This is a genomic window from Janthinobacterium sp. RA13, from assembly GCF_000745325.1.
GTDB lineage: Bacteria > Pseudomonadota > Gammaproteobacteria > Burkholderiales > Burkholderiaceae_D > Janthinobacterium > Janthinobacterium rivuli.
Genome location: NZ_JQNP01000001.1, coordinates 1,809,865 through 1,820,876, shown reverse-complemented (window position 1 = coordinate 1,820,876; position 11,012 = coordinate 1,809,865). Strand labels below are relative to the sequence as shown.

Sequence of the window (11,012 nt, the reverse complement as noted above, 5' to 3'; positions counted from 1 at the left end):
CATGGCGGAAGACGCATCATTTGCATTGTGTTATTGCGTTTGACGCCATGTGAACGGAAGGACTACATCGCCAGGCTAGATCGCGTTCAGCGGTATTTTGAGGTAGCGCACGCCGTTGTCTTCCGGCTCGGGCAGCTTGCCCGCATTGATGTTGACCTGGATGGCGGGCAGGATCAAGGTCGGCATGTCGAGGGTGGCGTCGCGGCTGGTGCGCATGGCCACGAATTGTTCTTCCGTGATGCCGTCGCGCAAGTGGATGTTGCTGGCCCGTTGTTCCGCCACCGTCACCTCCCAGCGCGCCTCGCGGCCGTTGGGCGGGTAGTCGTGGCACATGAACAGCCGCGTTTGCGGCGGCAGCGACAGCAATCGTTGCGCGGAGCGGTACAAGAGGGAGGCCGAGCCGCCGGGAAAATCGCAGCGGGCCGAGCCCACGTCCGGCATGAACAGGGTGTCGCCGACGAAGACGGCGTCGCCGATCTGGTACGCCAGGTCGGCCGGCGTGTGGCCGGGCACGTGCAGTGCGCGTACTTCCAGCTTGCCGATATGAAACACCTGGTCGGGCGCGAACAGCTGGTCGAACTGCGAGCCGTCGGCCCTGGCGCCGTCCTGGTGGTAGACGGCCGCGAACGCCTGTTGCACCGTCTGGATGGCGGCGCCGATGGCCACGTCGCCGCCCAGCTGCTGCTGCAGGTAGGGCGCGGCGGACAAGTGGTCGGCATGCGCATGGGTTTCCAGCAGCCAGCGGCACTGCAAGCCGTGTTCGCGCACGAAAGCGATCACCTTGTCGGCCGAGGCGGTCGAGGTGCGGCCCGCCTTGGGGTCGTAGTCGAGCACGGAATCGATGATGGCGCAGTCGCGGCCATCGGCTTCGTAGACAACATAGGTGACGGTGGCGGTGGCGGGGTCGAAGAAAGCTTGGATTTGTGGAGTCATCACGGCGGCAAGGGACGGGCAAGGGAAAGGCATTATATCGTCAGAGTTGGCTAAAAAAATGCTGCAAATCGACATTTAACATGCGAAAAACAGATAAGCGTCCGTCACAGTCGTGCGCACCCTGGCGCTTGCAGCATGGTAACCTCATTCTTCCAAGGAGGAATTCATGAACGATATCACTGCACGCAGCGAACACTACCGCGGTTTTACGATTTCCGTGACCCCGCAAAAGGACAACGACGATTTATGGGATTTTACCTACCGCCTGCGGCGCGAAGGTGAACCCGAGGCGCAGGCGATCACGCGCAGCCGCACCCTGGGCGGCTATGCGGCGCCCGAGACGGCTTGCACGGCTGGCCTGGAAGTGGCCAGGACGGAAGTGGATAATCTGCTGCGCCCTTGAGCGAGCGTAAATCGTTTAGCCCGAAACTGCGCCTGACTACGGCTGGCGCGTGAAACACGTCGCTGCCAGTCGCGCTTCATGCTACGATTTCCACTATTGAGTCAGTCACCAAGGAGGCACCCCATGGATAGCAGTTCTAAAATTCACTATAAAGGCTGGGAAATCGTTCCCCTGGCCGTGCCCACCACCGACGGCAAATGGTCGGCCAGTTGCGATATCGAACGCGCCACCGTGGAAGGCCTGGAAGTATTCGAAGGCTCGACCATGCAATTCGTGCGCGACGACGAGGAGGGCGCCATTGCCGCCGCCTGCGAAGAAGCCGTGCGCCAGATCGACAACATCATCGCCAATCCGCTGGTGCGGCTGGCCTAGTTTTAGCTCCTAATATCACTCTCAGCCGGCGCCCGCCGGCTTTTTTTCATCCGCGCTGTTTTCCTGTCTGTTGCATGTTTCATTCAATGTTTCAAAATGAATTGATTGAAACAAATGTGAAACGTTGTTGACGCCAAACGTGACATCGCTGTTCCCTCGCGTGACAGCCACGCTGCGCGGCCCCCACAGCCGTTTGCCCACCTTTTCGCTCTGCGACAACGGGTTTTTCCACTGGTCGAAGGGGCCTGGCACGGCATTTGCAATACTTATGCTCATAGCCACTCCGTGAAACATTCGGGACCATCCGAAACCCATAAGGTGAACACATGACTCAATACTCCGCAGGTGCCGCATTCCGCAAGGCCGTCCAGGAAGAATCCCCGTTGCAAGTCGTCGGCGCCATCAACGCCAACCACGCCTTGCTGGCCAAGCGCGCCGGTTACAAGGCCATCTACCTGTCCGGCGGCGGCGTCGCGGCCGGCTCGCTGGGCTTGCCTGACCTGGGCATTTCCAGCCTGGACGATGTGCTGACCGACATCCGCCGCATCACCGACGTGTGCGACCTGCCGCTGCTGGTCGACGCCGACACGGGTTTCGGTTCGTCCGCATTCAACGTGGCGCGCACCGTGAAATCGATGATCAAGTTCGGCGCGGCCGGCCTGCACATTGAAGACCAAGTGGGCGCCAAGCGCTGCGGCCACCGTCCTGGCAAGGAAATCGTGAGCAAGGAAGAAATGGTCGACCGCATCAAGGCGGCCGTCGATGCGCGCACGGACCCGAACTTCGTCATCATGGCGCGCACCGATGCGCTGGCAGTCGATGGCCTGGAATCGGCACTGGAACGCGCCGTCGCCTGCGTCGAAGCGGGCGCCGACATGATCTTCCCGGAAGCCATCACGGATCTGGACATGTACGCCACCTTCGCCAAGGCCGTCAACGTGCCTATCCTGGCCAACATCACGGAATTCGGTTCCACGCCGCTGTTCACGCTGGACGAATTGCGCAGCGCGCACGTGGGCCTGGCGCTGTATCCGCTGTCCGCTTTCCGCGCCATGAACAAGGCGGCGGAAAACGTGTACCAGGCGCTGCGCCGCGACGGCACGCAAAAGAACGTCGTCGACACCATGCAGACGCGCATGGAGCTGTATGAATCGATCAATTACCATGACTTCGAACAAAAGCTCGACGCGCTGTTCGCCGCGCAAAAGAAATAAGCAGAAATAAGCAAGAAGCAGGGGCCGCATGCCGGCCCCGCAGTGATGCAACCGAGACTAGTCAATTTTTGGAGAAATCAATGAACGCACCGCAAGCCGCCACTTTCAAGCCTAAAAAATCCGTCGCCCTGTCCGGCGTCACCGCCGGCAACACGGCGCTGTGCTCGGTCGGCAAGACCGGCAACGATTTGCATTACCGCGGCTATGACATCCTGGACGTGGCCGACAGCTGCGAGTTCGAGGAAATCGCCTATCTGCTGGTGCACGGCAAGCTGCCGACGTCCGCCGAACTGAAAGGCTACAAGGCCAAATTGAAATCGCTGCGCGGCTTGCCGTCGGCCGTGAAGCTGGCGCTGGAAGCGCTGCCCGCCGCCGCCCACCCGATGGACGTGATGCGCACAGGCGTGTCCGTGCTGGGCTGCACCTTGCCGGAAAAAGACGACCATAACGCGCCGGGCGCGCGCGACATCGCCGACCGCCTGATGGCGTCGTTCGGCTCCATGCTGCTGTACTGGTACCACTACAGCCATAACGGCAAGCGCATCGAAGTGGAAACGGACGACGACTCGATCGGCGGCCACTTCCTGCACCTGCTGCATGGCGAAAAACCGTCGGCGTCGTGGGAAAAAGCCATGCACACGTCGCTGATCCTGTACGCGGAACACGAATTCAATGCCTCGACCTTCACCAGCCGCGTCATCGCCGGCACGGGTTCGGACATCCACTCGGCCATCACGGGCGCCATCGGCGCGCTGCGCGGTCCGAAACACGGCGGCGCGAATGAAGTGGCGCTGGAGATCCAGAAACGCTACGACAACCCGGACGAAGCGGAAGCCGATATCCGCGAGCGCGTCGCCAACAAGGAAGTGGTGATCGGCTTCGGCCACCCCGTCTACACGATTTCCGATCCGCGCAACGTCGTCATCAAGGAAGTGGCCCGTTCGCTGTCGCAGGAAGCCGGTTCCACGAAAATGTTCGACATCGCCGAGCGCCTGGAATCGGTCATGTGGGAAATCAAGAACATGTTCCCGAACCTGGACTGGTTCTCGGCCGTGTCCTACCACATGATGGGCGTGCCGACGGCGATGTTTACGCCGCTGTTCGTCATCTCGCGCACCTCGGGCTGGGCCGCCCACATCATCGAACAGCGCATCGACAACAAGATCATCCGCCCGAGCGCCAACTACGTGGGCCCGGAAGATCTGGAATTCGTGCCGATCAAGGACCGCAAATAATGAGTACTGCATTGACTACCCCGATGAATACCTTGCACCGCAAGCCCTTGCCGGGCACCCAGCTAGACTACTTCGACACGCGCGCCGCCGTCGATGCGATCCAGCCAGGCGCCTACGCCACCTTGCCCTACACCTCGCGCGTACTGGCGGAAAACCTGGTGCGCCGCTGCGACCCGGCGACATTGAATGCTTCGCTGAGCCAGTTCATCGAACGCCGGCGCGACCTCGATTTCCCGTGGTTCCCCGCGCGCGTCGTCTGCCATGACATCCTGGGCCAGACGGCCCTGGTCGACCTGGCCGGCTTGCGCGACGCCATCGCGGCCCAGGGCGGCGACCCGGCCCTGGTCAACCCGGTGGTGCCGACGCAGCTGGTGGTCGACCACTCGCTGGCCGTCGAATGCGGCGGTTTCGACCCCGACGCCTTCGCCAAGAACCGCGCCATCGAAGACCGCCGCAACGAAGACCGTTTCGACTTCATCGACTGGACCAAGAAAGCCTTTAAAAACGTCGACGTGATCCCGCCGGGTAACGGCATCCTGCACCAGATTAACCTCGAGCGCATGTCGCCCGTGATCCAGGTGCAGAACGGCGTGGCCTATCCCGACACCCTGGTGGGCACGGATTCGCATACGCCGATGGTCGACGCGCTGGGCGTGATCGCCATCGGCGTGGGCGGCCTGGAAGCGGAAAGCGTGATGCTGGGCCGCGCCTCGTGGATGCGTTTGCCCGACATCATCGGCGTCAAGCTGACGGGCAAACCGCAGCCTGGCATCACGGCTACCGATACCGTGCTGGCGCTGACGGAGTTCCTGCGCAAGCAGAAGGTCGTCTCGTCCTACCTGGAATTTTTTGGCGAAGGCGCATCGCACCTGACCCTGGGCGACCGCGCCACGATTTCCAACATGGCGCCGGAATTTGGCGCCACGGCCGCCATGTTCTACATCGACGCGCAAACCATCAAGTATTTGAAACTGACGGGCCGCGACGACGAACTGGTGAAACTGGTGGAGCTGTACGCCAAAGAGACGGGCCTGTGGGCCGACAGCCTGGTCGACGCGCAGTACGAGCGCGTATTGACGTTTGACCTGTCGTCCGTGGTGCGCAATATCGCCGGGCCGTCGAATCCGCACAACCGCGTACCGACGTCGGAACTGGCCGCGCGCGGCATTTCCGGCGTGGTGGAAAACGAGCCGGGCAAGATGCCGGACGGCGCCGTCATCATCGCGGCCATTACCAGCTGCACCAACACGAACAACCCGCGCAACATGATCGCCGCCGGCCTGATCGCGCGCAATGCGAACCGCCTCGGTTTGACCCGTAAACCTTGGGTGAAATCGTCGCTGGCGCCCGGCTCGAAAACCGTGGAACTGTATCTGCAGGAAGCGGGCCTGATGCCGGAGCTCGAAACACTGGGCTTTGGCGTCGTGGCTTTCGCCTGCACTTCGTGCAACGGCATGTCGGGCGCGCTCGACCCCGTGATCCAGGATGAAGTGGTGTCGCGCGACCTGTACGCCACGGCTGTCCTGTCGGGCAACCGCAACTTCGACGGCCGCATCCACCCGTACGCGAAGCAGGCTTTCCTCGCCTCGCCGCCGCTGGTGGTGGCCTACGCGATCGCCGGCACCATCCGCTTCGATATCGAGAAGGATGTGCTGGGGATTGACGCGGACGGCAAGCCGATTTTGCTGAAGGATATCTGGCCGTCCGACGAGGAAATCGACGCCATCGTCGCCTCCAGCGTCAAGCCGGAGCAGTTCCGCAAGGTGTACATTCCGATGTTTGCCGCGCAGGCGGACGACGGCGTCAAGGTCAGCCCCCTGTACGACTGGCGTCCGCAGACGACGTATATCCGCCGTCCGCCGTACTGGGAAGGCGCGCTGGCTGGCGCGCGGCCATTGAAGGGCATGCGTCCGCTGGCCGTTTTGGGCGACAACATCACCACCGACCATCTGTCGCCATCGAACGCCATCATGCTCGATAGCGCGGCCGGCGAATACCTGGCGAAAATGGGTTTACCGGAAGAAGACTTCAATTCCTACGCCACGCACCGGGGCGACCATCTGACGGCGCAACGCGCCACGTTTGCCAACCCGACCCTGAAAAACGAGATGGTCATCGAGGACGGCAAAGTCAAAGCCGGTTCGCTCACGCGCATCGAGCCGGAAGGCACGATCTCGCGCATGTGGGAAGCCATCGAGGTGTACATGGAGCGCAAGCAGCCATTGATCATCATCGCCGGCGCCGACTATGGCCAGGGTTCCTCGCGCGACTGGGCCGCCAAGGGCGTGCGCCTGGCCGGCGTGGAAGCCATCGTGGCCGAAGGCTTCGAACGCATCCACCGCACCAACCTGGTGGGCATGGGCGTCTTGCCGCTGGAATTCCTCCCCGGCGTGAACCGCAAGACCCTGGGCCTGGACGGCAGCGAAACCTATGACGTCGTCGGCGAGCGCACGCCGCTCTCCACTTTGACCCTCGTCATCCACCGCAAGAACGGCGAAACGGTGCAAGTGCCTGTCACTTGCCGCCTCGATACGGCGGAAGAGGTGTCGATCTATGAGGCCGGCGGTGTCTTGCAGCGGTTCGCGCAGGATTTCCTCGAGTCGTCCAAGGCAGCGTAAACCAGGGGTCAGACCCGCCGGGTCTGACCCCAGCTTTGTGTTGCGGGGAGGCTGTCGTCCTCGCAGCGCAGGCAAAGAACTTCTGCGGAAATATACAATGACCCACACCCCCCAAATCAAAATCCCCGCCACCTACATGCGCGGCGGCACCAGCAAGGGCGTGTTCTTCCGCCTGCAGGATTTGCCGGCCAGCGCGCAAGTGCCGGGCGCCGCACGCGATGCGCTGCTGCTGCGCGTGATCGGCAGCCCCGACCCGTACGGCAAGCAGATCGACGGCATGGGCGGCGCCACCTCGAGCACCAGCAAGACGGTGATCCTGGCGAAAAGCAGCAAGCTTGAGCACGACGTCGACTACCTGTTCGGCCAGGTCTCCATCGACAAACCCTTTGTCGACTGGAGCGGCAATTGCGGCAACCTGTCGGCCGCCGTTGGCTCGTTCGCCATCGCCAGCGGGCTGGTGGACGTCGCCCGCGTGCCGGCAAACGGCATCGCCACGGTGCGCATCTGGCAAGCCAATATCGGCAAAACCATCATCGCCCACGTCCCCATGACCAACGGCGAAGTACAGGAAACGGGCGACTTCGAACTCGATGGCGTGACCTTCCCGGCCGCCGAAGTAAAACTGGAATTCATTGATCCGGCCGCGGACGAAGAGGGCGGCGACGGTAGCACCTCTGCCATGTTCCCCACGGGCAACCTGGTCGACGACCTCGACGTGCCCGGCATCGGCGTGTTGAAAGTCACGATGATCAACGCCGGCATCCCGACGATTTTTGTCGACGCGGACGCCATCGGCTACACGGGCACGGAGCTGCAGGACGCCATCAATGGCGATCTGGCCGCACTGGCCCGCTTCGAGACCATCCGCGCGCATGGCGCCCTGCGCATGGGTTTGATATCCCACCTCGATGAAGCGGCGAAGCGCCAGCACACGCCGAAAGTGGCGTTTGTCGCCAAGCCGGCCGGCTATGTGTCATCCAGCGGGAAAAACGTGGCAGCGGGCGAGATCGACCTGCTGGTGCGCGCGCTGTCCATGGGCAAGCTGCACCACGCCATGATGGGCACGGCCGCTGTCGCCATCGGCACGGCGGCGGCCATCCCCGGCACACTGGTCAATCTGGCGGCGGGCGGCGGTCCCCGCAACTCGGTGCGCTTCGGCCACCCGTCCGGCACCCTGATGGTGGGCGCGGAAGCGGCGCTGGCCGATGGCGTCTGGAGCGTCACCAAGGCCATCATGAGCCGCAGCGCGCGCGTGCTGATGGAAGGCGTGGTGCGCATACCCGGCGACGCGTTTTAAAGCCAAACAGGCGAATGCGCATGCAGATCAGTTGATATTTCTGCTAGCAAAGAAACTGAGCGACAAGGAAAATGGGGGAGCGTCAGCCGCGATGCGCATGCGGTGGCGCACTCCCATGCTTCCTGACTGGTGAACAGATGCTATTTAACTCCTACGTCTTCCTGTTTGCATATCTGCCCGTCACGCTGGCCGGTTTTTTCATTCTGGGACGACGCAGCCGCTTATGGGCCGCCGCCTGGCTGGCCGGCGCCTCGCTGTTTTTCTACGGCTGGTGGGACTACCGCTACCTGCCGCTGCTGCTCGGCTCCATCGTCTTCAATTATGGCTGCGCCACCGTGCTGGGGCCGGGACGCAGCCGCCACCGCAAGGGCCTGTTGATCGCGGCCATCGCCGCCAACCTGGGCCTGCTCGCCTATTACAAATATGCGGGTTTCTTCGTTGCCAGCCTGGCGCAATTGCTGGCGCAGCCCATGCCCATCCTGCACGTGGTGCTGCCGATCGGGATTTCGTTTTTTACGTTTACCCAGATCGCCTTCCTGGTCGATACCTACCAGGGCAAGGCGCAGGAAAGCCGTTTTGTCCACTATCTGCTGTTCGTCACGTATTTCCCCCACCTGATTGCCGGCCCGGTGCTGCACCACAAGGAGATGATGCCGCAGTTTGCGGACCGGCGCATCTTCCGCCTTTCGGGCAGGAATGTGGCCATCGGCTCGACGATTTTCATCATCGGACTGGCCAAGAAAGTACTGGTGGCCGATAACATCGGCCCGTACGCGGCGCCCTTATTCAGCGATCCGGCCGCGCCATCGCTGCTGGCCGCCTGGGGCGGGGTATTGGCGTACGCGTTTCAGCTGTACTTCGATTTCTCCGGCTATTCCGACATGGCCATCGGCTTGTCGCGATTATTTGGCGTGCGCCTGCCCTTGAACTTCGACTCGCCCTACAAAGCGCGCAATATCGCGCAATTCTGGCGCCGCTGGCACATGACCCTGTCGCGCTTCCTGCGCGATTACCTGTATATCCCGCTGGGCGGCAAGCGCTGCGGGCCCGTGCGTCACTACCTGAACCTGATGATCACCATGGTGCTGGGCGGCCTGTGGCATGGCGCCGGGTGGAATTTCATCGTCTGGGGATTCCTGCACGGCGCTTATCTGGCTATTCACAAGGGCTGGAGCGAGGTTGCGCGGCGCCTGCATCTGCCGCTCGATAGCCGGACGTGGAAGATCGTCGCCACCGTCATCACCTTTGCCGCCGTCTGCGTTGCCTGGGTCTTTTTCCGCGCACCGGACATGGCGACGTCATGGGCTATCCTGCAGGGCATGGCGGGTGGCAACGGCATTGCCATACCCGACGCGCTGGCCAGCCGCGTGCCTGCGCTGCAGCGCTTGCTGGAAACGGTGGGCGTGACGTTTTACCTGGGCGAAGGCTTCCAGTTCGTCAAAACCTGGGTGTGGATAGGCATTGCGGCGCTGCTCGCCTTCGCCTTTCCGAACACGCAGCAGATCATGCGCCGCTGTACCCCGGCGCTGGATTTTCAGCGTGCCAGCACGGCAGGAGCGGCAGGTCCCCACATGGCGCGCCTGCTGACGTGGCGTGCTTCGCCGGCGTGGGCGGCGGCCATCGCGCTGCTGGCGCTGGCGAGCATCCTGGCCCTGAACCAGCCCGCCGATTTCCTGTATTTCCAGTTTTGACGGGGGAGCGCTGAAAATGAGCAGACCTTCTTATGCCCGTTATCTGTCCATCCTCACGCTGGTGCTGCTGTCCTGCGCCTGCCTGGTATGCGCCTTTGTGTACATCGTCGACCCCTACAATTTATATGGCGTGGCAAGGCGCGAAAACTTCAACGCCGTCAAGCCTGGCCTGGAACGCTACCAGAGCCAGATCAAGCACGAACACGCGCTGCGCTTGCGGCCGCGCTTCATCATCCTGGGCAACTCGCGCGCCGAGATCGGCTTCGATCCGCGTGCCGCTGCATTTGGCGCAATGCAGGGCGCTGGCTACAACATGGGAATTCCCGGCACGGGGATGGCGACGGCCATCAGCCAGTTCGGGCGGCTGACCCAGGCTGGCATCAAGCCGGGGACGGTGATCGTGGGCCTTGAATTCATCGATTTTCTGAAGCCGGCCATCGCGCCGCCGGCGCGCGCAGAGGCGCCGTCCAGCCATCTTCCTGGATTTTGGTGTTTCGACACCTTGTTTTCTCTGGCCTCGGTCAAGGACGCCGTGAAGACGCCGCTTATCCAGCATGACAAGGCGGCGTTCACCATCGAGCCAAGCGGCCTCAATCCCGCGCTGGACTATGGCGCACATGCGGTCCGCGATGGCTATGACAAGGTATTCAGGCATCGGGCGCAGAAAAGCGCCGCCCGATTTGTCACCATGTCGAAAACCGATTTTGCTGACGGCGATTTTCAATCGCTGCACGAGTTCTTGCTGGCGATGTCGGCCACGCAGGCCGAAATCAAGCTGGTGATCTATCCCTACCACGCGCAGATGCTCACCCTGTTCGAAGGAGCAGGCCTGTGGCCCCTGTTCGAAGAGTGGAAACAGCAGGTGGTGCAGGAAGTGGCGGCAGTAAAGGAAAAGAACCCTTCCGCCAGCATCAGCGTGACCGATTTCAGCGGCTTTGGCCCTTACAACTGCGAGCCTATCCCCACGCAACAACAGCGCCACGCCAGCACGCGCTGGTACTGGGAAGCAGGGCACTTCAAGAAGGCACTGGGCGACATCGTCATGCAGCGCGTCATGACGCACAAGGACGGTGCGCCGGGCGATGGCCAGTTCGGCATGCCGCTGACCAGCGCCACCTTGGCGGCGAATCGCGACAGGATTGCCGCCGAGCGCCGCGCTTGCGAGGCGGCGCAGCCAGCGATGTTCGCTTTCTCGAAAAAACTGTTTGAAAAATCTTTGGAGAGGGCATCCATACGCAGATAAAGGAAG

General features: G+C 62.3%; 10 protein-coding genes. 8 read left to right on the top strand and 2 right to left on the bottom strand.

The genetic code is table 11. The annotated features are described in order from the left end of the window. Nucleotides 1–75: 75 nt before the first annotated feature. Nucleotides 76–933, bottom strand: coding sequence for an MBL fold metallo-hydrolase (locus FG13_RS07925; protein WP_035819909.1), 858 nt, complete (start codon nt 931–933; stop codon nt 76–78). 166 nt (nt 934–1,099) lie between these two features. Between FG13_RS07925 and FG13_RS07920 the strand changes: the two genes are divergently transcribed. After that, nucleotides 1,100–1,336, top strand: a complete 237-nt coding sequence (locus tag FG13_RS07920; RefSeq protein ID WP_035819907.1) for a hypothetical protein — start codon at nt 1,100–1,102, stop codon at nt 1,334–1,336. A gap of 123 nt (nt 1,337–1,459) precedes the next feature. Continuing rightward, nucleotides 1,460–1,708: a hypothetical protein gene (locus tag FG13_RS07915; protein WP_035819905.1), complete on the top strand. Its 249-nt coding sequence runs from the start codon at nt 1,460–1,462 to the stop codon at nt 1,706–1,708. Between the two features lie 21 nt (nt 1,709–1,729). Here FG13_RS07915 and FG13_RS07910 read toward each other — a convergent pair whose 3' ends face one another. Continuing rightward, nucleotides 1,730–1,984 (bottom strand): hypothetical protein, encoded by a 255-nt coding sequence (locus FG13_RS07910; protein ID WP_152598716.1) that lies wholly within the window; start codon nt 1,982–1,984, stop codon nt 1,730–1,732. 50 nt (nt 1,985–2,034) lie between these two features. Here FG13_RS07910 and prpB point away from each other — a divergent pair, with 50 nt between their 5' ends. From prpB to FG13_RS07880, 6 genes are all read left to right on the top strand, one after another. Then, nucleotides 2,035–2,922, top strand: coding sequence for a methylisocitrate lyase (gene prpB, locus FG13_RS07905; protein ID WP_035819901.1), 888 nt, complete (start codon nt 2,035–2,037; stop codon nt 2,920–2,922). A gap of 80 nt (nt 2,923–3,002) precedes the next feature. After that, entirely contained in the window at nt 3,003–4,157 is a 1,155-nt protein-coding gene (gene prpC, locus FG13_RS07900; protein ID WP_035819899.1) for a bifunctional 2-methylcitrate synthase/citrate synthase, read from the top strand. A gap of 23 nt (nt 4,158–4,180) precedes the next feature. Further along, nucleotides 4,181–6,775 (top strand): Fe/S-dependent 2-methylisocitrate dehydratase AcnD, encoded by a 2,595-nt coding sequence (acnD, locus tag FG13_RS07895; protein ID WP_035819897.1) that lies wholly within the window; start codon nt 4,181–4,183, stop codon nt 6,773–6,775. Nucleotides 6,776–6,872: 97 nt separating this feature from the next. Then, a complete protein-coding gene (gene prpF / locus FG13_RS07890) occupies nt 6,873–8,072 on the top strand; it encodes a 2-methylaconitate cis-trans isomerase PrpF (protein ID WP_035819896.1) in 1,200 nt (399 codons plus the stop codon). A gap of 137 nt (nt 8,073–8,209) precedes the next feature. Then, nucleotides 8,210–9,763, top strand: coding sequence for an MBOAT family O-acyltransferase (locus FG13_RS07885; protein ID WP_035819894.1), 1,554 nt, complete (start codon nt 8,210–8,212; stop codon nt 9,761–9,763). 16 nt (nt 9,764–9,779) lie between these two features. Beyond that, nucleotides 9,780–11,006 carry a hypothetical protein gene (locus FG13_RS07880; RefSeq protein ID WP_035819892.1) on the top strand — a complete coding sequence of 409 codons (1,227 nt, stop codon included), beginning with the start codon at nt 9,780–9,782 and terminating at the stop codon, nt 11,004–11,006. Nucleotides 11,007–11,012: the final 6 nt, after the last annotated feature.